Here is a 23008-nt window from a genome sequence, read left to right as displayed (position 1 = left end):
AAGAAAAGCCCCGCATTCCTAGTGAATGCGGGGCTTTTTTGTGTGTGCGGAATGCTCAGAGGGATAGAACGATCACCAGTGTGAGTACGTTGATCGTGGCATTCACGCGTCGACCAAAACTCGGCTGCTAGGGTGCAAAAGTCCGAACAAGTTGCTGCTAAGCAAAAATCAAATGAAGGTGGTGCCGTGAGCTCCTTTGAGACTTTGCTCGACGAACTCGCCGTCCGAGATCTTTCCCATCGCTATGCGATGGCCCTCGACAAGAACGATGTTGAGGCCTGGCGATCACTCTTCTCCCGTGATGTAGTTTTCGAAAGCGGATCATCTCTCCCCCGGGGTTATGACGATGTGCTCCGCATTCCCGAGGATCAGCTCAAGCGCTACAAGAAGACATTGCACTCAGTAACGACCCAGCAGATAAACGTTGATGGCGATCGAGCATCAGGCGAGGTTTACTGCATTGCCCACCACATTTACGAAGACTTTCATCAGAATGAACGACTGCCGTTTGATCTCTCTCACAACTTCTTGATTCGATACGACGACGACTACGTTCGCGAAGACGGGCATTGGGTATTCGCCCGCCGCCGCATCCTCACCGAAGCTCGTTTCGTTCACCAGATCATCCCGACTCCGCTCTGATCGCTGTAGCGACCTTGTGACGGATGCCCGAGAACTGCGGGTTGTTGCCGGCGCACGATCACGCACGACCGCTAACTCACGCGAGTGCGCGACTGCGTTGACCGCGGCATATCGACCTCGGCGAGTTCGTCGTCGGTCGCCATCCGGAATCCGGCACCCGCGGGGGTCTCGATCGCGTGGCGTGGTTGTCCGCGGGTAACCCACAGGCTGGCACCGATGGAGGTTGCCAAGATGAGGAAGATCACGCCGAGCGACACGGTCGTGGAGATGTAGTACACGTCGAGGAGGAGCATCTTGATGCCGACCCAGACGAGCAAGAGAGCAAGCCCGATCTTCAGGTAGATGAAGCGGTGCATGAGGTCAGCGAGGAGGAAGTACATCGCGCGCAGACCTAGGATCGCGAATGCGTTGGCGGTGAACACGAGGAAGGCTTCGTCGGTTACGGCGAAGATGGCCGGGATCGAGTCGACGGCAAACACGATGTCAGTGATCTCGACGAGCACCAGCACGGCTAGCAGCGGGGTGGCAAGCAGTACGCCCGCCTTGCGCACGACAAGTTTCTGGCCGTAGAAGGCATCCGTCATGGGTACGCGGCGACGGAAGATCTTGAGCACAACAGATTTCTCCGGGTCGTAGTGCTCGTGGCGTTTGCGCAGCATCTGGACGCCTGTAAATACCAAGAAGGCACCGAACACGTAGAGCACCCACGCGAAGCTGCTGAGCAGTGCTGCGCCGGCCGCGATGAAAATGCCGCGGAAAACGAGAGCGCCGATAACTCCGAGAAACAGCACCCGGTGCTGAAACTGGGGCGGTACGGCGAAGGCCGTGAAAATGATGGCCCAGACAAACACGTTGTCGACGGCGAGAGACTTCTCGATGACGAAGCCCGCGAAGTACTGCTGGCCAAACTCGGCGCCAAATAGCCACCAGATGATGCCACCGAAGGTAATGCCGGAAGCTACCCAGACGACGGACCACGCTGCAGCTTCGCGAACGCCAATGACGTGGGCGGTGCGATGGGCGATCAGGTCGATGGCCAGCATCACGAGAATGACGCCAACAACGGCGAGCCAAGCCCAGAGGGGAACGTTCATGAAACAACTCCAGAATGTAGAAATTCTGGAGGTCTCGTCGAGCCTTTTCAGGCCCTAGCTGCACCGGGCCATGATGACACGACCGTAATGACGATGAGCTTCGCGGGGACTACTCCCCTCCGTTCCCCTAGCTTAAGCGAGACTCGGTATGGCCTACAAGGAATCTCTCGAGGCATTCGGCACTTTCGCAGCTAACGGGGTGCTCGCAATTACCCCAGCGACACGTCGAGCATGTCCTCCAGGGTTTCGCGTACGAGGGACTCGCGGGTCTCACGGCTGCGGAAGTTCACGAGTTGGTAGGCCGAAGTCGCATCCACGAGAGCGAAAAGCACGAGCGCTGCACGCTCGGGGCTCACGGTGGCGAACTGGCCGGCATTCTGACCCGCACGGATGATGCCGATCGCGAGCGCGTGCCAGGAATCCATCGACTGACGGGCAGCTTCGGCGAGCGGCTCGTTGCGACGGCCGAGACTCCACGCATCGGTCCAGACTTCGCCGACGTTATCCCGTGCGGGATCTGCGATGGCCTCAATGAGCGCGCGAATCTGATCGAGCGGTTCGGCGGGCGCGAGAGCGTGACGCTCGACTTCGGCAATTTCCTTCTCCGCAATCGACGCGAAGGTCGAGGCGACTAGGGATTCCATGCTGGGCTCGTAGTGCGTGATGAGGGGTGCGGTGACTCCGCAATAGGCGGCGAGGTTGCGCAGCGAGATTGCGGCGAGGCCACGAGTCAGGGCGATGGCCTGTGCCGCGTCGCGGATTTCGGATGCTCGCTCGGTGGCGTTTCGTCGTCGAGTTGTGCCGGCTGCCATCCTCGCAGTGTAGCCGTTCTTGACTCTTATTGAACAGGTGGTAAATAATGGAGCATATGAACACCATTACCCGAGACGTCGTCATCGTCGGAGCAGGCGCCACCGGGCTCACCGCAGCGCGAGCGCTCGTCCGCACCGGCAAGAGTGTCATCGTGCTCGAAGCACGCGACCGGATTGGCGGGCGACTCTGGACTGACTTCGTAGAAGGTCAAATGTTCGAGATCGGCGGTCAGTGGGTTTCCCCCGACCAGACAGCGCTCATCGAAACACTCGCCGAACTCGGCCTAGAAACCTACGAGCGGTATCGCGAAGGCGAAAGCGTTTACGTGTCGAGCGACGGCGTGGCTCGCCGCTTTACGGGAGACATCTTTCCGGCGGGGGCCGCGACCGAAGCCGAGATTACCCGATTGATTTCGGTGCTCGATGCCCTCGTGGCTGAGCTCGACCTTGAAGCTCCGTGGGAGCATCCGCGGGCCGCAGAATTCGACCGCATCTCATACCGCGCGTGGCTCGAAGGCCAGAGCACGGATGCCGAAGCGATCGACAATATTGCCCTGTTCGTTGCCGAGGCGATGCTCACCAAGCCCGCTCATTCGTTCTCGCTGTTGCAGGCGTTACTCATGGCGGCCAGCGCTGGCAGCTTCAGTAACCTGGTGGATGCTGACTTCATTCTCGACAAGCGCGTGGTGGGTGGCCTTCAGCAGGTTCCGCTGCGGATGGCCGAAGCTCTGGGCGCTGATGTGGTGCGGCTTTCGCAGCCCGTCCGCACGATCGAGTGGGATGCGACTGGCGCGATCGTCGCGAGTGACGATCTCACGGTGCGTGCCGACCACGTAATTGTTGCCGTGCCACCGAACCTCTACGACCGAATCGACTACGTTCCCGCGCTTCCACGCCTGCGTCAACAAATGCAGCAGCACTCGTCCCTCGGTCTCGTGATCAAGGTGCACGCGACCTATGCGACTCCGTTCTGGCGCGCGGCCGGGCTCTCCGGTACAGCCTTCAGCCCGTACCAAATCGTGCACGAGGCGTACGACAACACCAACCACGGCGAAGATCGCGGCACCCTCGTGGGGTTTGTGTCGGGGGAGAAGGCCGACGAACTGTTCACCCTCGACCCTGCCGAACGCAAGCAGCGCATCCTCGAATCGCTCGCCACCTACTACGGCGACGAAGCACTCACCCCGGCCGTGTATTACGAAAGCGACTGGGCCTCCGAAGAGTGGACTCGCGGTGCTTATGCGGCGAGCTTCGACCTCGGCGGCCTCACCCGGTATGGGGCGCTGCAGCTTGAGCCGGTCGGGCCGATTCAGTTCGGTTCAAGCGACCTTGCGGCTGAAGGGTACCAACACGTTGACGGGGCCATTCGTGTGGGGCAGCGGCTCGCGGCATCCATTATCGAATCCTCGAAAGGCTAGCCATGAGCTGGAGAATGCCATCCGAAACTGCCGAGCACGAGCGCACCTGGATGGCGTTCCCGCGCGTCGGCGAAACCCTCGGCGCGACCGACACCGAACGCGAACTCGGTTATGCCGCTTGGGCTGATGTGGCCAACGTCGTCGCCCAGTTCGAGCCGGTCTCGATGGTCGTCGACCCGACCGAAATGCTTCGTGCCGGACGGATGCTCGCCAGCAGCATTGAGCTGCTCGAAGCACCGCTCGACGAGTTCTGGATGCGCGACATCGGGCCCACCTTCGTGCTCGACGATGCGCGGCCGGGAGTGCTCGGCGCCGTTGACTGGATCTTCAACGGCTGGGGTGCTCCCGCTTGGGCTGAGTGGGAACAGTCGGCCAAGATCGCGCGGATCGTCGCGGAGGCTGCTGGTGCCGAGCTTGTCAGCTCGTTGCTCGTTGCGGAGGGCGGCGGACTGCACGTCGATGGCGAAGGAACCGTCTTGCTGACTGACACGGTGCAACTCGACCCGCGCCGTAACCCGCTCGCTGATCGCGCCCGCATTGAGAGTGAAATGCTGCGCACGATCGGGGCAACTCATGCTGTCTGGCTGCCGCGCGGTCTCACCCGCGACTACGACGACTTTGGCACCAACGGGCACGTCGATATCGTTGCGACTATTGCGTCGCCGGGGCGGATATTGCTGCACGCTCAACCCCACCCCGAGCATCCGGACCACGAGGTTATGGCCCAGATTCGAGAGGCTCTTGAAGGCCAACGCGATGCCGCCGGTCGAGCCTTCGAAATTGTCGAGCTACCTGCGCCCAGCATCCTGCGCGACGATCACGGCTTCGTCGACTACAGCTACGTCAATCACCTCGTCGTCAACGGTGGCGTTATCGGGTGCGGCTTTGCCGACGAGACGGCGGATGCTCGCGCTGCCGAAATTCTGGCCGAAGCCTATCCTGGCCGCACCGTGCAGATGGTCGACTCTCGCGAGATCTTCGCCCGCGGCGGTGGCATCCACTGCATCACGCAGCAGCAGCCGAAACTGTCGCTCACGGAGACAAGCTCACGCGTCGGTGTCGTTGCGAGTGCGGAAAGGTTGATCGTATGAGTGACTTCGAAGTCGTTGACGCCTCCATTGCCGAGCTGCAGGCGGCGCTCGCCGACGGAACCCTCACAAGCGAAGAACTCGTCACCGCCTACCTCGCGCGCATCGATCGCTACGACCGCAACGGGCCGCTGCTCAATGCCGTCGTTGTGCCGAATCCTGAAGCACTTGCCGAAGCGCGGGAATCGGATGCTCGGCGTTCAGCCGGCTCACTGCGAGGACCGCTCGACGGCATCCCGTACACGGCGAAGGACAGTTACCTGCATCGTGGACTTACAGCGGCGGCTGGCAGCCCAGCGTTTGCTGAGCTGAGGGCGATGCGAGATGCCGCCACTATTGGTGCACTGCGCCAAGCCGGTGCGATTTGCCTCGGCCTCACCAACATGCCGCCAATGGCCAATGGCGGAATGCAGCCTGGCGTCTACGGTCGCGCCGAGAGCCCCTATAACGCTGAGTTCCTCACGGCGGCGTATGGTTCGGGCTCATCGAACGGATCGGGCACCGCAACGGCCGCCAGTTTTGCCGCCTTCGGTCTCGCGGAAGAAACCTGGTCGAGCGGGCGGGCGCCGGCATCCAACAACGCCCTCTGTGCCTACACGCCCTCGCGAGGAGTCATCTCGGTGCGCGGCAACTGGCCCCTGGTTCCCACGATGGATGTCGTCGTGCCGCACACGCGCACCATGGCCGACCTTCTCGCCGTGCTTGACGTCATCGTGTTCGACGACGATGACACTCGGGGTGATTTTTGGCGCTCGCAGCCGTGGGTCGAGATTCCGGCGGCGTCGAGCCTGCGGCCGGAGACATACTTGTCATTGGCGGCTGAGGCAGTGGAGCTGCCGTTGGTGGGCAAGCGCTTCGGCGTTCCCCGGATGTACATCAACCGCGACACGGAGGCGGGCTCGGGCACGCGCGGAGTCGGCGGCCCGACAGGAACCGCGATCAACACCCGCCCGAGCATCCTCACCCTGTTTGAGCAAGCGCGTCGTGATCTCGAAGCCGCCGGTGCGACGGTGGTGGATGTCGACTTCCCGGCCGTCTCGAACTACGAAGCCGATCGCGCGGGGGCACCCACGATCGCAACCCGCGGTTTGGTGAGCCCAGAGTTTCTCAAGCGCGAGATCGTCGACCTCTCGGCGTGGGCGTGGGAAGATTTTTTGCAGGCCAACGGCGACCCGAACTTTGACACGATCGTCGGTATTGACGGCAGCACGATTTTCCCGAGTGTGCCCGGCGCCCCGCATGACCGCTACGACGGTTTCGAAGACGACATCGCCGTGTACCCGACCCAGGTTCGCGACCACCCGTACGACCACTTCACCGACATCCCCGAACTGGAAGCGGGCGTGCGCGGTCTCGAAGAAACGCGTCGCATCGACCTCGAAGAATGGATGCGCGCCAACGAGCTCGACGCGGTCGCCTTTCCCGCGGTCGCCGACGTGGGCGCCGCCGATATGGGCACGAACCCTGCCACGGCAGAAGCCGGCTGGCGAAACGGCGTCTGGGTCGCGAACGGCAACCTCGCGATTCGACACCTGGGTATACCGACCGTCACTGTTCCCATGGGGCTCATGGGCGACATCCGGATGCCCGTGGGAATCACCTTCGCCGGTGTCGCGTATTCCGACCTCGACCTGCTGCGCATCGGCGCCGCCTACGAGGCGGTGTCGCACCGTCGGGTCGCGCCACCGCGCACTCCGCCGCTCGCCGGCTAGCTGCTCGACGACAGGACCGGTATCGCGCGCTACAGCTGCTTGATCATCTCGAGTTCGCGCCGCGACTTGTCAAGAATGTACGGAACCGTGTGCCGTGTCAGGGTGAAGCCGCGATTTTCGTAGGCGGTACGAGCGCGAGCGTTGTCTTCGTGCACACCGAGCGTGAGGGTGCTGCCGTAGCGGGAAGCCCACTCTTCGATAGAGGCGAGCAGGGCATCCGTCACGCCAGCTTTCCGGCCGCGAAAATCGGGTGTGACGTACACCCCCACGAGAAGCGGGCCCGTTTTGGCGTCAGGGATATAGCAGCCCATCGTGCCGATCCACCTGCCGTCGGTGGTGATTGCTGCGACGGCGATGCTCAACGAGTTCTGTCCGCGAACAGCGCGCCGCTGCCACTCCGCTTCCGTAGCGCTGAGAGCATCCTCGAGGTGCTCGGCAAAACCAATGGGGGTATCGGCCAGCATCTCCAACCGCAGATCACGAACCTCGCGCCAGTCGGCAGCATCCGTTCGTCGTATCGAAAACCCTGGTTCACGCATGATGTGGAGTTTAGTTGTGGGGAGCATGCTCATCGCACGCTCGCTGCCGGAGCCTAAAATTTATCGATCTCGATCTTTTTCATCACCATCATGTGATCGAATGCATTCGGACGTTTCATGAGCTCGCCCATGTTGTCGGGGGTGATCTGCCAACTCACCCCAAACTGGTCTTTGCACCAACCGCACGCTTCCGCTTCGGGCACCGCCGAGAGCGCAGCCCAATAGCGGTCAATCTCGGTCTGATCTGAACACGGAACCACAAACGACACTGCCTCGGTGAAGGTGGATTCCTGTTCGCCGCCGGCATCCATCGCCACAAACCACTGATCTCGCAGACGAAAATCTGAGAAGTTCACTGAGCCGGGAGTTGCGGGCCCTGTCTGTTCGGTGTACCTCAAATCAGTGCCCATCTTCGCGTCGCCAAACACCGACAGGTAATACTCGGTAGCTTCGTGGGCGCGATTTTGGGCCAAACCGCCAAACAACAGCGAGGGGATGATCATGGGTCGCGGTTCGCCTGCAGGGTCGGTCATCATCAGTTGCCAGTTCACCCCAAACTTGTCTCGCAACCAGCCATACCGTGCGCTAAAGGGGTACTCAGCTAACGGCATGAGGGCACTACCGCCGTCAATGAGCTTCTCCCACAGCGCGTCAAGGTTGTCGCGTGCATCCGGATCACCTGACGGATCAAAGTTCACCATGAATGAGATTGCGGGGGTAAAAGTGAAGAGGTCGCCAGCGTTTAATGCCAACAAGAGTTGGCCCGCGATCTCGAAATCTACCGTCAGAACCTCCCCGGCTAACTCCTTCTGAAAGTCAGCAAGACCCTCAGTGGGGTAATACGTTGTGTTGTGGATAACGCCGCGAGGAAAGGCATCAAGGTAGAACGCCGCTGCCTCTTCGGCGGAATGATCGAACCACAGACAGGGAGTGATGGCGCTCATAGGGGGCTCCTGAAAACTCATGTCGTCGCGGAGCGCGGCGGCTACTGAAAAGATAGTAAGCCCGTCACGCGGCTATGAGAAGGTTTCGTTTAAGCTGGCGGGATGAACGTGAATGAGTCAGGTGCTGATGCGAAAGGTGTCACCCGCATAACTGGGTACCTCAGCACTCTCGCTCAGGTTCGCCGCGAATGGCGTTACGTGTTTCGGCGCGCGTATCACGGCTTTATGCGGCACCGGGGCATCGACTCCGCTGCGACCCTCGCGTTCTTTGCAGCTCTCGCGATCTTCCCGGCCGCGTTGACAGTGGTATCGGCATTCGCGCTGGGGCAGGGCAAAGAGCAGGCCGTGGATACGGTGCTGGATCTGGCGAGAGAGGTGCTGCAGCAGGACACCGTCGAGGCTCTCAATGAGCCGCTAATTCAGCTCTTTTCGATTGGCAGTCCCGGCTTTGCGTTAGGCATCGGTATCGCCCTCAGCGTGTGGTCGATGTCGAGTTATGCCACCGCCTTCGGTCGCGCATCGAACAGTGTGTATGAGGTGCAAGAGGGCCGCCGTTTCGTGAAGTTTCGTGGACTCATGCTGATCCTGTCTGGCTTTTTGCTCGTAGCATTTTCTGCGGTCGCGGTGCTCCTACTCACAACCACCAATGTGGCGACCGCCATCGGAGAGGAGTTCGGTGTTGGCGAACCCTGGGTTGCGATCTGGTCGTACGGGCGCTGGCCGGTGCTTGGCGGCATCCTCACTCTCATCATTGCGGTGCTCTACTACTACACCCCCAATATTCGTCACGAACGGATGCGGTGGGTCAGCACCGGCGCCGTGTTTGCGATCGCCACGTGGGGGCTCGCTACCGCAGCTTTCGGCTTCTATGTCTCGACGATTGCGAACTACGATCGCGTCTATGGGTGGCTCGGCGGAGCTCTCGCTCTCCTCATCTGGCTGTACATCAGCAACCTCGCGATTGTTGCGGGTGTTGAGGTGGATGCCGAATTCACTCGCCTGCGACAGTTGCTCGCCGGGGTGCCTGCCGAGGATACTGTGCAGTTGCCGCTTCGAGACACCGCCCGCAATCTGATTTTGGCGCGGCGCCTAGCGATCGATAAGGCGGCCGCGATTGCCATCCGAACGCGCAATGATGATGCTGAATAACTGAGGCGAATCGTGCAGTCGCCGTTGCGGGGGTCGTGCACCGGGAGTAGCGTGTGCCCATGAATTATGAGAGCGCTCAGCGTTGGCTCGACGACTATGTTGCCGCGTGGGTTTCCTATGATCCTGCGGATATTGGTGCTCTATTTAGTGACGATATCGCCTACCGTTACCACCCTCACGACGAGCCGATTCGGGGGCGGGATGCCGTTGTGGCGTCGTGGGTAGACGACGAGGCTGATGACGGTGCGGGCGATGGTTCCGAGGTCGAGTCATCTCGGGACGACCCGGGAACCTTTGATGCGCGCTATCACCCTGTTGCGGTTGACGGTGCTGTCGTTGTTGCGCGGGGAGCTTCGTCCTACCGTGACGTGGCTGGCGGGCCGATCGTGCGAATTTACGACAACGTTTTTCTTCTGCGTTTCGATAGTGAAGGCCGCTGTGAAGAGTTCACCGAGTTCTACACTCGTCGCCCATTTCCTGAGGCATAACCGCGCCGGGTTGCGCCGGCACGGCGGCAGAGGTCTCGCTCTATTGCAGCAGGTGAGGCTCTGGCGATAGGCTCGAGAGCGGAGTCTGGAATCGTTACCAAATTCCGGAAGGGTGTCATGCCGAGCAGAGTTGCCATCGTGACCGGCGCAGCGAGAGGTCTTGGCGCTGCAATCGCTGCGGCGCTCATCAGCGATGGCTACACCGTTGCGGCGTTCGATCTCACCGGAACCGGTGAGATCGCCAACGGTGCCCTCAGCATTGCTTGCGATGTGTCAGATGAAACAGCGGTCAACGATGCGGTAACCCGCGTTGAAGATGAACTGGGCACACCAACAGTGCTCGTCAACAACGCTGGTGTTCTGGCGCCCGGACGAATTGATGACACCAGCCTCGAAGTGTGGAATCGCACTCTCGCCGTCAACCTTACGAGCGCGTTTTTATTGAGCAAGCGAGTGCTGCCAGGAATGCGAGAAGCAGGCTTCGGTCGCATTATCAATGTGGGATCCTCGGCGGGAAAGAATGGCGGCTTCAGCACCGGTGGTGCCTATGCGGCCTCCAAGGCGGCCATGATGTGTCTCGCCAAGTCGATCGCTAACGCCGAACGAAGCAACGGCATCACCTCAAACGCGGTCGCACCTAGCATGATTGAAACCGACATGATGGGGGCTTTGCCCTCTAAAAGCATGATCGACCGAGTACCCGTCGGTCGCATGGGAACCCCGGATGAGGTCGCCCACGTCGTGCGCTTTCTCGCCTCCGATGGTGCCGCGTTTGTCAATGGCGAAGTCATCGACGTCGATGGCGGCCTCTTTATCGATTAGCTCGACCATCTACCCGTGCGGCGCACTGTCGCGCCGCGAATGGAGTTCAGCCTGTGACCGATTTAGCCTTCGTCGACACCCATGTGCATTTCTATGACCTGGGGCACCCCACGCTGGAGTATTCCTGGTTAGACCCCGAGCTCGATCATCCGGTGATTGGCAACATCGATGCGGTCAAGTCACGCCAGTATCGCCCCGAAGACTTTCTAGCCGAGTCTCGCTTCAACAACGTCAGCAAAGTCATCCATGTGCAGGCGGCGTTGGGAAGCAAAGACCCTGTCGTCGAGACCCAGTGGCTGAGTGAAGCGTTCGCCCGCACGGGTATTCCCCACGGCATCATCGCCCACGCTGATCTCAAGGCCGACGATCTTGACGAGCAGCTCGATCGCCATTCACAATTCGGGGGTTTTCGTGGCATACGCGACTTTTCTCACGGCGACTACTTGGTGGACGAGCGCTACCGTCACGGCATTCAGACGCTAGGTGTGCGCGGTCTCGTTGCGTCGATAGATTGTCTGCCAGAGACGTACGGCAGAGTTGCCGACCTTGCAGCAGCCGCCCCCGAGACGGTTCTCTGCATCGATCATTGCGGTTTTCCTCGCCAACGCGGCGACGACTACTTCGCGTTCTGGAAACGCGAGATGGCGGCGATTGCGGCTCAACCCAATACGTTCATCAAGATCTCTGGGCTGGGGATGGTTGACCAGCAGTGGACGATTGACTCAATTCGGCCCTGGGTCGAGACGTCGATTGAGCTTTTTGGTGTCGACCGCACCGTGTTTGGCTCCAACTGGCCGCTCGACCGCCTGTTCAGCTCGTACACCGACCTGATTCACGCCTACCGTTCGCTCATCGGAGGCTATGCGCCCCACGAGCAGGTGGCATTGTTCTCAGGCAACGCCGAGCGAATCTACGCCATTTGACCGGTCTCGGTCTCTTATACGCTGCCCTTGAAGCCACGCAAGCGCAGACTGTTCATCACGACGAACACTGACGAGAAGGCCATTGCTGCGCCCGCAATGAGCGGGTTGAGCAAACCGAGCATTGCGATCGGCAACGCTGCAACGTTGTAGGCGAATGCCCAAAACAGGTTGCCACGAATGATCCCGAGCGTGCGCTTTGCGAGGCGCACGGCGTCGGCGACGACGAGCAGGTCACCACTAACAACCGTGATGTCGCTCGCGGCAATTGCGGCATCCGTTCCGCCACCCATCGCGATTCCGAGGTCGGCGGCGGCAAGCGCGGCAGAGTCATTGACCCCGTCACCCACCATCGCTACGACACGTCCCTCGGCCTGCAACTGGCGGATGACCTCGAGCTTGCCCTGCGGAGTGATGCCCGCGTGCACATCGGTGATACCGACCGTGGCGGCGACGGATGCTGCGGCGCCAGCGTTGTCACCCGTGAGCAACACAGGGCGCAGGCCGAGGCGGATGAACTCGGATACGGCATCCGCACTGCTTGCCTTGATGGTGTCGCCGACAACCAGCACACCTCGCGACTGACCGCCCCACGCGATGACCATTGCGGTCGACCCGGCAGCTTCAGCATTCTTGACCAGGGTGAGGGCGGCATCCGACACTGTTTGTTCGTTGTCGATGGCGAGCCACGACGGCTTGCCGACGAACACCACAGTGTCGTCTACGGTGGCCTGAACGCCGGTGCCCGCATGGGCGGCGAAGTTGGTGGCGCTCGGCAGCGAGAGGCCGCGCTGGTGGGCGGCGGCAACAACCGCGCGGCCAACCGGATGCTCGGAGCCAGCCTCAACGGCGGCGGCCCGGGCTAGCACGAGCTCGTCGTTCTCGCCCTCGAGTACCTCGAGCGAGCTGAGGCGCATCTCGCCCGTCGTGACGGTTCCGGTCTTGTCGAGCACGATCGTGTCAACAGTGCGGGTGCGCTCGAGAACCTGGGGTCCGCTAATGAGGATGCCGAGTTGAGATCCGCGACCCGTTCCGACGAGAAGGGCGGTCGGGGTTGCGAGGCCGAGGGCGCACGGGCACGCGATGACGAGCGTGGTGACGGCAGCCGTGAAGGCGATTTCGATGGGCCCGCCGACGAGCATCCACCCGACGAAAGCAACGACGGCGAGGCCGAGAACGACCGGAACGAAGATTGCCGAAACACGGTCGGCGAGACGCTGGATGTCGGCTTTGCCGGTTTGGGCTTCTTCGACGAGGCGACCGAGGCGGGCCAGTTCGGTGTCGCGGCCGACGCGGGTGATTTCGATGAGGAGTCGTCCGCCGACGTTGAGGGTGGCACCGGTGACGCGATCGTCTGGGCCGACTTCGACGGGGACGGATTCGCCCGTGAGCATGCTCGCATCGACGGCAGAGTTGCCTTCGAGGACGAGCGCATCGCTGGCGATCTTTTCGCCGGGGCGCACGACAACCTGGTCGCCGACAGCGAGTGCAGAGACGGCGATGCGTTCTTCGATGCCGCCGCGCAGCACGGTGGCATCTTTCGCGCCAAGCTCCAGCAGGGCGCGCAAAGCGGCTCCTGATTCGCGGCTCGCACGGGCTTCAATGTACTTGCCCAGCAGGATGAACACGGTAACGGCGGCAGCAACCTCAAGGTAGATCTCGCTTGATCCACCATGCGGGGTTCCGAAGAACGTCATCGTCATGTGCATGCCGGCCTCGCCAGCACCACCGAAGAAGAGGGCGTAGAGCGACCAGCCGAAGGCGGCAATGATGCCCAGGCTGATGAGGGTGTCCATGGTCGCGGCACCGTGACGAGCGTTGACGGCGGCCGCACGGTGGAACGGCCACGCACCCCACACGGCAACCGGTGCGGCGAGGGTGAGCGCGAGCCACTGCCAGTAGGTGAACTGCAGGGCGGGGATCATCGACAGCAGCACGACGGGCACCGTGAGCGCGGTCGAGATGAGCAGGCGGTGCAGCAGCTGTTGAGCACGGTCATTGCCAGCTGGTGCGGTGTCGGCATCCGGTGTTTCAGAAATCGGGACGGGGATGACGGCGCTATACCCCGCAGCCTTCACCGTTTCGAGGAACTGTTGCGGGTCGGTGCCTTCTGGGGCGCGCACGCGAGCCTTTTCGGTCGCGTAGTTCACGGTCGCCTCGACGCCCGGGAGCTTGTTGAGCTTGCGCTCGATGCGGTTCGCGCAGGAGGAGCAGGTCATTCCGGTGATGTCGAGTTCGACATCCAGAAGGTTGACGGTGTTGATGGCCGAAGCCTCGCTGAGGGATTGCGCGTTGCTCGAGGTGAGCGGGTCGCTGGCCATCAGAGGCTCTTCACGAGCGTGTAGCCTGCCTCCTCGATTGCGGCGCCGACAGTTGCGTCGTCAAGGGGAGCATCGGAGGTGACCGAGACGGTGGAGGGGAGCCCAGAGACGAGGTCGACGGTGACTTCGGTCACGCCATCCACTTCGGTGAGTTCTTCGGTGACGCTAGAGACGCAGTGGTTGCAGGTCATTCCTTCGACCAGGTAGTCAGCGGTGTGAGACATGTTTCTCCTTCGGTTGTCGCAGGCGCGAGGCGCGGGCGAAAGTTGTTGTTAGAAACGAACGAGGCGCGCAATGGCGGCACTCGCTTCGCGAAGCTTTTCGTCGGCGACAGCTCCGCCTTCGCGGCTGGCTTCGGCAACGCAGTGATTGAGGTGGTCGTCGAGCAGGGCGAGCGCGACGGACTCGAGAGCCTTGGTTGCGGCCGACACCTGAGTGAGCACGTCGATGCAGTAGGTGTCTTCTTCGACCATGCGGTGGATGCCGCGAACTTGACCTTCAGCGCGGCGCAGCCGTTTCAGCAGCTGCTCTTTGTTGTCGTCGTAGCCGGGCATGGCGTTCCTTTCACGTGGATACCCCTAAGGGGTATCTCCATTACACGCTGTGGACGCCGGAAAGTCAACTGGTGGATGATGCCTTGGTTAGTGCTAACGCGAAATCGGCGACCGATCCGGCGACGGCATCCAGTTCGCTATCGGTAAGGACGGTGGCAATGCTGCCATCGTCGTGGTGGGCGAGCACAACGGGCAGCCCGGTGGTGGTGACGTGTTCGATTTCGGCCGGGGTGATTTCGTTGCGGTGTCGCACATCGAAGGGCACTCCGAGGCGGGTGACCATGGCATCCCATTCGGGTTTGCGGCGAATCGGCGAGTGGGTGATGTCGCAGAAGGAGCAGGCGGTGATGCCGAGGAGGTGTCCAATGACGTAGCGGGTTTCGCCCCAGATTCCCCCGTCGGCGTTGTAGATGCCGGTGTAGCGGATGATCGCCATGGTGTCTCCTGGGGTGAAGTGCGCTGGTGATGCGCGTCGGGTTCCTTCTTACTGTGTAGTTCGGAGACCTGACGAACCCCTGATGGGTGTGTGATCCAGTTCAGACAACTACGGCGTTGGCGTCGGCGTTGGCGTTGCTTGGGTGCGGGCGGCTCGTGCCCTTCTGAACACGATCACCGCAGCGACTACGGTCACGAGGGCTATGGGGATGATGATCTGTCCGGGGTTTTCATTGAGCCGTGTTGAGAGGTAGGTGACGAATGCTGGGCTCAGGATGCTTCCGGCTCCGTCCGCGTAAAGGTAGGAGAGGTACAGGCTATAGGGGTGGCTGATGATGATCGCGATGATGAACGTGATGGCACCGATTCCGGTTGCCGCAAGAAAGTCTCGCCCGGTGACGGGGGTGCGCCCGGATCCGTAGCCGAAGAGTCTGTAGGCGGCGATCATGGCGATGGGGGTGGTGGCTACGGCGGCGGCGGGGGAGTTGAGTCCGAAGGTGGCAACGAGTGCTGCAGCGATGGGAATGGTGAGTAGCGAGAATAGTATTCCGCGGGTGTAGCTGTAGGGGCGTTCTGGTCGGGGCAGGATGTTGCCGCCGATGTGGGCGCTCGCGGCTTGGGCTTGGGCTTCGAACATGCGCCCTTTGGCGGTCGCGTAGTTTCCGGGGCCGGGGTTTGTGTACATTCCTGACACGCTGATCACCTCTGCGGGTGCGGCGGGAATCTCTCACCGAGCACCTTTTCGATACTCCCTAGAATAGCTAAGTATTTCTCCGAATACACCTCTCGGTGCGAACTGCTGCTGACGGCAGGGTTCTGGCTTTTGGGCCAGCGTGCTGTGTTGTGCGGGGCTGTTCCTAACCCCGGATTGCTTTGTAGATCTTCTCGCGCAGGTCGCGCCACAGGTGTGTCTTGGATTGCAGTTGTTCGAGTGGTTTGCCGTTGAGCACGATGCCAGGGGACGAGGAATTGATGGTCATGACGTGGTTGGCGAATTGGTTCGCGGCGTTGGCTGAGTTCTTGGCGGATGATGTCAGCGCGGTTCGTGATGTCTCTAGGTGGCTGGTGGCTGTTCTTGTGACGGTGTTGGCTTTGGCCATGATGTTGTCGCGGTGAACAGCGAGGGCTTTGGCCGCATTCATGACGATCGCGAGTACGGCGAGGACAGCGGTGATGGTGAGGGGGACCGCAATCTCTTCTGGGCGGCTGGGGAAGGGGAGGTCGATGCGCCCGGCGAGTAGGTTTTCGAGGATGCCGCTGGTGCCGCCGCCGGCAACGTAGGAACTGTAGGCGTCAGTGAGTAGTCCCGAGAGGGCTCCGAGGGTGGTGGCGATGGCGCCAACGATGAGGGTGAAGAGAAAGTCGCTGCCTCGACTGACTGGGCCATGGGAGCCTAGGGCGAAGAGTTGAAATGCCGCAAACATCCCGACGGCGGCGACGGCGGCCGCGATGCCTGTTCCCAGCAGGCCGACGAAGGTTGCTGCGGCGATTGCGAGGGGTATTGCTAGCACGGAGAGGAACGCGCCGAGGGCGAAATTGTGGGGCTTGGTGTAGGAATCTGACACTGTGGCGACCTCCGATCGCGCTGCAACGGCAGCGTTGCGATAGCTTCCAGAGTAGCTTTTTGCCGGACAGGCGGCACAATTTATTGTGGGGAGCTAACAGCGAAGCGCGAGTGCGAAGGGGAGCACGGCTTCTGCACCTGCTTCGCGGCCATTAATTAATGACAGGTTGCGCAGATGAGCTCAGTGTGACTTCATCCAGATCCCAGCGTCTGGCTCCCACCAGCCGTTCGCAACTGTTTCGTCCAACATCGGGTTGAGCATCGCTTGGACTCGTTCCTCGGCGGCTGACGCGGTTGGGAAGTCATCCAACAGTCAGAGAGGCCAAGCGAGCATCCCGGGGCCGCCCTTGAGTACGAACTTGGGCGGCTGAACGGAAAACACTCTGTAGAGGAATCGGTCAAACGTCGCTTGTCGGATCAGATCACCGACACCGACCGTCTTGGCTCGCACGTCTCGCTTGGCGGCACTTTCTATTGCTGTCTGGACGCCGCGTCCGTTGGGGTGCGGAGAGTCTTCAGTCTGCATCGGGGGCCTGGCTCTGCGTCGCGAGACGCTGCAGCGAGTTGACATCTTTCACGAGTGCTTGCACGGATCGTATGTCGTCGTCGGATGTGAGGCGTTGCGAACTTTCGATCGCCTCTGCGAGTGCTTCGGATGGCGCTGTTACGTCGGCGGGGAGGTCGCTGAGAGCCACGCTGGGTTTGAAGCCATTCGCTTGATCTGGGATGCAACATCGACGTGACCGAGCTCTAGCAGTTTCCTCAGTAGCGCGAGTCCGTCGTCTTTGGGAAGTCCATTTCGTGCGGCGAAGGGGCTGAGTAGGACTGCAAGAAAATCCAGTTGAATGGTGCCGGAACGCAGCGCGTCACCAACGAGATCCCCGACTAGGCTCAGGTCTTCTTTGTCGTGCACCAGGTCTGCGATCGTTCACTCAACTCCAGTGGTCGGAATCCCGGCTACGAGAGTGATCTGGTCGGCGGCGAGGAGCCTTCGCTTGAATCGGATCTCGGGGCGTTGCGACTGTCGACGGGCGGGCGAAGTGAATACATAGGAGGTGGGGAGGAGGTCTCCGATTCCGTGCAGAGCCGCCGCTGTGTTTCCGCTCACCACGATTCCGTCTGCTCCGTCCCCATGCATTTCACGATGCAGCCATGTCGTTGCCAACGTGTGGCGCGTGAATTCCGTGCAGCACAAATGTCACCGTACGAGATCATTCTTTGATGTCTGTGTACGGTGACATTTAGCATTGACACCGTACGGTGACCCAGCAATAATAGAACCGTACGGTGACATACCCGCCGTGTGCTGGCAAGGGGCAATCAATGAAAAATGTACGGGCAATGGGCGCGCGCGTGAGGCAGCTCCGCGCCGAAAAGGGGCTAAGCCAGCAGCAGCTCGCCGAACGAGCATTCGTTTCTCGAAAATGGCTCGTGGACTTCGAGCGCGGCAAATCTACGGTTGAGGCGAGCAAAGTTCTCGATGTGCTTCAGGCCCTTGGCTACGAAGTGGAACTCCAGCCGCTAACGCGCTCGGAGACCCGAATGCGAAACGAGGGCGGCCGTGCCAAACCGACAGCTTGACGTCTATCTGGACGGCGACCTCGCCGGGACCGCTCAGATGACGTCCAATGGCGCACTAAAATTCTCATACGACGAGTCTTATGCGGCACGCGCCAATCCGACGCCACTCTCGATGTCAATGCCGGTCGAAGTAAAAGAGCACAAGAACCGCGTGGTTTTACCGTTTCTCCAAGGGCTGCTCCCCGACAATGCCCAAGCACTTGCAGCGATCGCAAGTACGTACTCTGTGTCGGCTGCGAGCCCCTTTGCGATGCTCGAACATGTCGGAAGGGATGTTGCCGGAGCGCTTCAGTTCATGCCCAAAGGAGCTAGTTCGCCTGATGCCGTAGGCACGCGGAACAGCGTTGCTGAGCTAAGTGACCAGCAAGTAGAAGAAAAACTGAACGAGACAATAAGTGAGTATCGCGACGGCAAGCCGATAAAGCGCGCGGATGGGCGATTCAGCTTGGCAGGGGCCCAACCAAAGATCGCGCTACACGAGCTGGCTCCCGGGCGGTGGGGATTGCCTGACGACGCGACTCCGACGACACACATCTTCAAGCCAAACGCTGGCGACATGAAAGACATCGATGTCATCGAACAGCTGACGATGACTGCAGCCCGAACATTAGGCCTGAATGTTTCGGAGAGCTATGTTCGGAACTTCGGGAACGTGAGCACCTTTGTATCCAAGCGATACGACAGAGCTATTTCTGGCGGACGATGGCGCCGACTCCATCAAGAGGACTTGTGCCAGGCACTGGGGGTTACTCCGGCCAAAAAATACCAGCGCACGGAGGGTGGGCCAGGAGTGGGAGATTTTGCCCGCCTGACGGAATTGTTCCCGATTGCCTCGGACCGGTATGAAGCCTCTGTGGAGTTCTTCAAAGCGTTTGTTTTTAACGTCGTCGTCGGCGGCACAGATGCTCATGCTAAGAACTACTCGCTCCTCCTGGAAAACGAAACTGTGGCGCTGGCTCCGCTTTATGACCTGGCCACGTACGCGCCATATCGTGCGGACGACGAAGTTGTTCTGCTTCCGATGAGCGTCAACGGCAAATATCGATCTGACACGGTGTCAACTGCCGACCTAGTGAAAGTGGGCCGCCGTCTGAAGGTGCCCACCGAACAAGCGGTTGCGATCGTTGAGCACACGCGGCATGGAGCAATAGCGGCATTTGCGGAGGCCAGAGAAGAGTTTGACGAGGATCGATCCGCAAGGGTTGTAGCATCAGCCGTCGTCGAGGCGATCCGCAAACTGCCCCGGTGTATCGATGGCAACATCTGATCGCGCTGCGGCGGCAGCGTTGCGATAGCTTCCAGAGTAGCTTTTTGCCGGCGCACCGACACGATTTTTTGCTGGGAGCTACCCGCGCAGGGCTAGCGCGAACGGCAGTACCGCATCCGCCCCGGCTTCGCGGAGTGCCTTCGCTGCGATCGTGAGGGTCCAGCGTGAGTCGACGAGGTCATCGACAAGCAGGATGGGGCCGTTGGGAAGCGGGTTGCCTGCGGCTGATGCGGTCCCCTCGGTGTAGCCCTCGGCGCTTCCGGCTGCACCGTTTCCACCGGCCCATTCGAATTGTCCCCACACGCTGGCCAGCCGGTAGGCACTGTTGCCGCCGGGTTCGCCGTGCGGTCCCGCCCCGGTGAGCGACAGCGAGCCAAGGTAGGGCAGTTTGCCGGCGCTGGCGAGGGCTTCGGCGACGGATGCCACGAGTTGTGGTCGGCGGCGTGACGGCATCGAGACGACGGCGACGGGGCGCTCTTCCCAGCCCCAGTCGGCGAGCACCCGGACGCAGGCAGCAACGAGCGCGGGGCTCGCTGGCGCATCGGGGGTGCCGGGAGCGAAGAGGGTGCGCAGGGTGCCGCCCCAGCCGAGGTCGGTGAGGCGGGCGAGGGCGCGGCCTTCGAGGGAGCGTTGGTCGGGGTTGATGCGTCCGCGCACGGGCACCCCGAGCTTGTCGGCTCCGGTGGGCCATTGGGCGCGGGGTTCGATGGGTACGCCGACTTTGTCGAGGGTGGCGGTGGCGCGGCTGATGGCATCCGTGCTGATGTCGGTGGGGTACCAGATTCCGGCGCAGTTGTCGCAGCGGCCGCAGGGGGTGGCGGTGTCGTCGTCGAGGGCACGTTGCAGGTATTCCATGCGGCAGCCGTCGGTGCCGGCGGGGAGTTGTTCGTAGTCGAGCATGTGTTGTTGTTCGGCGCGGCGGGCGGCGGTGACTCCGGCGTAGCGTTCGGCGTCGTAGCTCCAGGGTTGGCCGGTGGCTGTCCAGCCGCCTTGCACTCGCGCGACGGCGCCGTCGACATCCAACACTTTGAGCAGGAGTTCGAGGGGGCTGCGGCGCAGGTTCACGCGCGCTTCGAGCGCAGGGGTGGAGACGGGCCCAGCGCCGGAGTTGGCGGCGGCGGTGAGCTCGGAGATGACGAGTTCGGCGTTGGTCTGGTCGGGCATGGAGGAGGTGGCGAAGTATTCCCAGATGTCGCGGTCTTCGGGCCCGGGCATCAGCAGCACGTCGGCGTTGTCGGTGGCACGCCCGGCGCGCCCGACTTGTTGGTAGTAGGCCACGGGGGAGGAGGGGGCACCGAGGTGAATGACGAAGCCGAGGTCGGGCTTGTCGAAGCCCATGCCGAGGGCGCTGGTGGCGACGAGCGCTTTCACGGTGTTGTTCTTGAGGGCTTGTTCGGACTCTTCGCGTTCTTGGGGGTCGGTTTTGCCGGTGTAGGCGCGCACGTCCATGCCGCTGTCGCGCAGCAGCCGCGCGGTGTCTTCGGCGGCCGAAACGGTGAGCGTGTAGATGATGCCGCTGCCGGGCAGTTCGGCGAGATGGCTCATCAGCCAGCCGAGGCGGGCGCGGGCATCCGCCAGTTTGAGGACACCCAGGCGCAGGGATGCTCGTGCAAGGGGGCCGCGGATGGTGACGACTTCGGTGCCTGCCGCGGCTGTGTTGTCGGTGGTGCCGTGGCTCCCGGTTTCGAGTTGTGCGGCGATGTCGGCGACGACGCGGGAGTTGGCGGTGGCGGTGGTGGCGAGCACGGGTACGCCGTCGGGCATGGTGGCGATGAGTTCGCGCAGGCGGCGGTAGTCGGGGCGAAAGTCGTGGCCCCAGTCGCTGATGCAGTGCGCTTCGTCGACGACGAGCATCCCGATGCGGTTGATCAGGGCGGGCAGTTGGTTGTCGCGAAAGCTGGGGTTGTTGAGGCGTTCGGGCGAGACGAGCAGCACGTCGACTTCGTCGTTGGCGAGTTGCTGCTGAACTTCGGCCCATTCGTGCGGGTTGGTGGAGTTGATGGCGACGGCCCGAACTCCGGCGCGGGACGCTGCGGCAATCTGATCCCGCATGAGGGCGAGCAGTGGCGACACGAGCACGGTAGGGCCCGCACCTCGCCGACGCATGAGCAGTGTGGAGACGAAGTAGACGGCGGACTTTCCCCACCCGGTGCGCTGCACCACAAGCGCACGGCGGCGCCCATCGACGAGCGTCTCGATCGCCTCAAACTGTCCCTCATGAAAATCGGCAGTCTCATTGCCGACAAGCGTGCGGAGAACGGTCAGTGCCTCAGTGCGGGTATCTGTCACGTGGCTAGTGTGTCAGGGGGTGCTGACTTTTCGGTGGTGAGCGGTAGCGCGATAGCGCCGAAACGCTCCTAATCAGTCAAGTTCGTGCGGAAGTAATCGAAGAGGCCAACGGGGATCAGTTTCTCGAAGCGCAGGTGCATCCGAACGACTGAGAGGTCTTTGCCTAAAGACCGGAATCCCGAGGCTGGGCCTATGACGCGAGTGCTCCAGCAGTGGCGCTGGACTTCATCTGATCGCGTAAATGGCGCGCGATTGCTGCGCCGAGTTCCACTGGGACCGCATTCCCGATTTGGCGTGCAATGCTGATTTTCGTACCTTCGAAAACGAATGAGTCGGGGAAACCCTGCAGTCGCGCAGCTTCACGGTGTGTGATCGGTCGATGTGCCTCTGGATGAAGGTAGCGCCCCTTCTCGGGTTTAAAGAACTCCGTGCGGATGGTGGTAGATGGTCTCTCCCACCAAAGCCTCCCCATGACATCGGTCGTGCCAGTCGGTTTTTCTGCCCAACAACGCGGGAGGAGGTCAGGACGGTTTCGCGCTAGATCGAAGCGATTTCCACCCGCAGGAATGGCTCGGTAGCGCTCCATACTCATGGGCCGCGGATTCCTCTTGAGGTGCAGCTCCTGGACGATCCCATTCTCGTTCTCAGTTCGAATCGGCTCGGATTCGACAGGGTAGAACGGAAGGTCCCCGATCGCATCGCGAACGGTGACGAAAGGGCGGCCTTCTGCCGATTTCGGCCCGTGGGTTGTGGGCGGGGGCCAAGCTACCGAGTCGCTTCCTTTGATCGCCATGAATATTCCGCGGATTCTGCGCTGCGGGGCGCCGTATTCTGCGGCATTCAACACGCCATATGCGAAGGAGTATTGCTTCAAGATTGGATCTGTTTCCATTTGATGGAGCAGTTCAAGAAATTGTGACGATTTTTGAAACTCTGGAACGTTCTCGATCACAAACGCTGCTGGTTGAACTTGACGAACGGCCCGAAGGTATTGTTGCCAGAGCTCGTTAAGCTCAGAGCGCGACTCTTGGTTACGATTCTTTCCCAGCGGCGAGAATCCTTGGCAAGGGGGGCCGCCAACAATGACATCTGCGGCAGGAAATATGTCGATGGCGGCGATGGACCCAGTTTCAACTTCGCAATCGAAATGTCCGGCAAATGTCGCGGCTGCTGATGGGTCGATTTCGACTGCAAAAACTGGTTCGAAATCCAATGCCGAAGTCTCGAATCCGAGTGATAAACCACCGGCGCCTGCAAATAAGTCAAGGGTGCGTATTGCCACGACTGCCTTCCGTCTGAATAATCATATGCTGCCAGCACCCGCTGACTTTCTGTGCGCCCGGTGTGTTGGTCTGTAGCGTACGCACAC

General features: G+C 61.3%; 24 protein-coding genes. 10 read left to right on the top strand and 14 right to left on the bottom strand.

Features of this window, described 5'->3' with window-relative positions; translation table 11 throughout:
- Nucleotides 1–186: 186 nt before the first annotated feature.
- Complete coding sequence (locus ACOH1Z_RS05920) at nt 187–642, top strand: nuclear transport factor 2 family protein (protein ID WP_449647518.1); 456 nt, start codon at nt 187–189, stop codon at nt 640–642.
- Between the two features lie 71 nt (nt 643–713).
- Here the strand turns inward: ACOH1Z_RS05920 and ACOH1Z_RS05915 are convergent, their stop codons facing one another.
- Together ACOH1Z_RS05915 and ACOH1Z_RS05910 are read right to left on the bottom strand one after the other, a co-directional pair.
- Complete coding sequence (locus ACOH1Z_RS05915) at nt 714–1736, bottom strand: TerC family protein (protein WP_449647517.1); 1023 nt, start codon at nt 1734–1736, stop codon at nt 714–716.
- A 209-nt stretch (nt 1737–1945) separates the two neighbouring features.
- On the bottom strand, nt 1946–2548 hold the full coding sequence (locus ACOH1Z_RS05910) for a TetR/AcrR family transcriptional regulator (RefSeq protein ID WP_449647516.1): 603 nt from the start codon (nt 2546–2548) through the stop codon (nt 1946–1948).
- Between the two features lie 56 nt (nt 2549–2604).
- On the opposite strand from ACOH1Z_RS05910, the gene ACOH1Z_RS05905 reads away from it, so the two are divergent.
- From ACOH1Z_RS05905 to ACOH1Z_RS05895, 3 genes are read left to right on the top strand one after another with little or no spacing between them, the layout of a single operon-like run.
- Nucleotides 2605–3966, top strand: a complete 1362-nt coding sequence (locus tag ACOH1Z_RS05905; protein WP_449647515.1) for a flavin monoamine oxidase family protein — start codon at nt 2605–2607, stop codon at nt 3964–3966.
- Between the two features lie 2 nt (nt 3967–3968).
- Nucleotides 3969–5057, top strand: a complete 1089-nt coding sequence (locus tag ACOH1Z_RS05900) for an agmatine deiminase family protein (protein WP_449647514.1) — start codon at nt 3969–3971, stop codon at nt 5055–5057.
- Nucleotides 5054–6766, top strand: a complete 1713-nt coding sequence (locus ACOH1Z_RS05895; protein WP_449647513.1) for an amidase — start codon at nt 5054–5056, stop codon at nt 6764–6766. Before ACOH1Z_RS05900 ends, ACOH1Z_RS05895 begins: the two co-directional genes overlap by 4 nt.
- Nucleotides 6767–6795: 29 nt before the next feature.
- Here the strand turns inward: ACOH1Z_RS05895 and ACOH1Z_RS05890 are convergent, their stop codons facing one another.
- Both ACOH1Z_RS05890 and ACOH1Z_RS05885 read right to left on the bottom strand, forming a co-directional pair.
- Nucleotides 6796–7305 carry a GNAT family N-acetyltransferase gene (locus ACOH1Z_RS05890; RefSeq protein WP_449647512.1) on the bottom strand — a complete coding sequence of 170 codons (510 nt, stop codon included), beginning with the start codon at nt 7303–7305 and terminating at the stop codon, nt 6796–6798.
- Nucleotides 7306–7358: 53 nt separating this feature from the next.
- Nucleotides 7359–8249, bottom strand: a complete 891-nt coding sequence (locus ACOH1Z_RS05885; protein ID WP_449647511.1) for a VOC family protein — start codon at nt 8247–8249, stop codon at nt 7359–7361.
- 102 nt (nt 8250–8351) lie between these two features.
- On the opposite strand from ACOH1Z_RS05885, the gene ACOH1Z_RS05880 reads away from it, so the two are divergent.
- From ACOH1Z_RS05880 to ACOH1Z_RS05865, 4 genes are all read left to right on the top strand, one after another.
- The gene (locus ACOH1Z_RS05880) at nt 8352–9398 is read left to right on the top strand and encodes a YihY/virulence factor BrkB family protein (protein ID WP_449647510.1); all 1047 of its coding nucleotides are present in this window, start codon (nt 8352–8354) and stop codon (nt 9396–9398) included.
- Between the two features lie 59 nt (nt 9399–9457).
- Entirely contained in the window at nt 9458–9886 is a 429-nt protein-coding gene (locus ACOH1Z_RS05875; protein WP_449647509.1) for a nuclear transport factor 2 family protein, read from the top strand.
- 117 nt (nt 9887–10003) lie between these two features.
- A complete protein-coding gene (locus ACOH1Z_RS05870; RefSeq protein ID WP_449647508.1) occupies nt 10004–10708 on the top strand; it encodes an SDR family NAD(P)-dependent oxidoreductase in 705 nt (234 codons plus the stop codon).
- Between the two features lie 53 nt (nt 10709–10761).
- On the top strand, nt 10762–11631 hold the full coding sequence (locus tag ACOH1Z_RS05865) for an amidohydrolase family protein (RefSeq protein ID WP_449647507.1): 870 nt from the start codon (nt 10762–10764) through the stop codon (nt 11629–11631).
- Between the two features lie 14 nt (nt 11632–11645).
- Here the strand turns inward: ACOH1Z_RS05865 and ACOH1Z_RS05860 are convergent, their stop codons facing one another.
- From ACOH1Z_RS05860 to ACOH1Z_RS05825, 8 genes are all read right to left on the bottom strand, one after another.
- Nucleotides 11646–13847, bottom strand: coding sequence for a heavy metal translocating P-type ATPase (locus ACOH1Z_RS05860; protein WP_449648207.1), 2202 nt, complete (start codon nt 13845–13847; stop codon nt 11646–11648).
- 101 nt (nt 13848–13948) lie between these two features.
- A complete protein-coding gene (locus tag ACOH1Z_RS05855; RefSeq protein ID WP_449647506.1) occupies nt 13949–14173 on the bottom strand; it encodes a heavy-metal-associated domain-containing protein in 225 nt (74 codons plus the stop codon).
- 48 nt (nt 14174–14221) lie between these two features.
- Nucleotides 14222–14503, bottom strand: a complete 282-nt coding sequence (locus ACOH1Z_RS05850) for a metal-sensitive transcriptional regulator (RefSeq protein ID WP_449647505.1) — start codon at nt 14501–14503, stop codon at nt 14222–14224.
- Nucleotides 14504–14567: 64 nt separating this feature from the next.
- Entirely contained in the window at nt 14568–14939 is a 372-nt protein-coding gene (locus tag ACOH1Z_RS05845; protein ID WP_449647504.1) for a hypothetical protein, read from the bottom strand.
- A gap of 108 nt (nt 14940–15047) precedes the next feature.
- Nucleotides 15048–15623 (bottom strand): hypothetical protein, encoded by a 576-nt coding sequence (locus ACOH1Z_RS05840; protein ID WP_449648206.1) that lies wholly within the window; start codon nt 15621–15623, stop codon nt 15048–15050.
- A gap of 172 nt (nt 15624–15795) precedes the next feature.
- On the bottom strand, nt 15796–16503 hold the full coding sequence (locus ACOH1Z_RS05835) for a hypothetical protein (RefSeq protein WP_449647503.1): 708 nt from the start codon (nt 16501–16503) through the stop codon (nt 15796–15798).
- Nucleotides 16504–17017: 514 nt separating this feature from the next.
- On the bottom strand, nt 17018–17197 hold the full coding sequence (locus ACOH1Z_RS05830) for a hypothetical protein (protein ID WP_449647502.1): 180 nt from the start codon (nt 17195–17197) through the stop codon (nt 17018–17020).
- Nucleotides 17198–17430: 233 nt separating this feature from the next.
- The gene (locus ACOH1Z_RS05825; RefSeq protein WP_449647501.1) at nt 17431–17640 is read right to left on the bottom strand and encodes a hypothetical protein; all 210 of its coding nucleotides are present in this window, start codon (nt 17638–17640) and stop codon (nt 17431–17433) included.
- Nucleotides 17641–17825: 185 nt separating this feature from the next.
- On the opposite strand from ACOH1Z_RS05825, the gene ACOH1Z_RS05820 reads away from it, so the two are divergent.
- Together ACOH1Z_RS05820 and ACOH1Z_RS05815 are read left to right on the top strand one after the other, a co-directional pair.
- Nucleotides 17826–18083 (top strand): helix-turn-helix domain-containing protein, encoded by a 258-nt coding sequence (locus ACOH1Z_RS05820; protein WP_449647500.1) that lies wholly within the window; start codon nt 17826–17828, stop codon nt 18081–18083.
- Nucleotides 18064–19350, top strand: coding sequence for a HipA domain-containing protein (locus ACOH1Z_RS05815; RefSeq protein ID WP_449647499.1), 1287 nt, complete (start codon nt 18064–18066; stop codon nt 19348–19350). Before ACOH1Z_RS05820 ends, ACOH1Z_RS05815 begins: the two co-directional genes overlap by 20 nt.
- A gap of 78 nt (nt 19351–19428) precedes the next feature.
- Here ACOH1Z_RS05815 and ACOH1Z_RS05810 read toward each other — a convergent pair whose 3' ends face one another.
- Together ACOH1Z_RS05810 and ACOH1Z_RS05805 are read right to left on the bottom strand one after the other, a co-directional pair.
- A complete protein-coding gene (locus ACOH1Z_RS05810) occupies nt 19429–21639 on the bottom strand; it encodes a RecQ family ATP-dependent DNA helicase (protein ID WP_449647498.1) in 2211 nt (736 codons plus the stop codon).
- Between the two features lie 190 nt (nt 21640–21829).
- On the bottom strand, nt 21830–22921 hold the full coding sequence (locus ACOH1Z_RS05805; RefSeq protein WP_449647497.1) for a DNA cytosine methyltransferase: 1092 nt from the start codon (nt 22919–22921) through the stop codon (nt 21830–21832).
- Nucleotides 22922–23008 lie beyond the last annotated feature (87 nt).

Source organism: Rhodoglobus sp. (genome assembly GCF_053580035.1).
The sequence above is the reverse complement of the archived record's forward strand: the minus strand, read 5'-3'. Positions and strand labels throughout refer to the sequence as shown.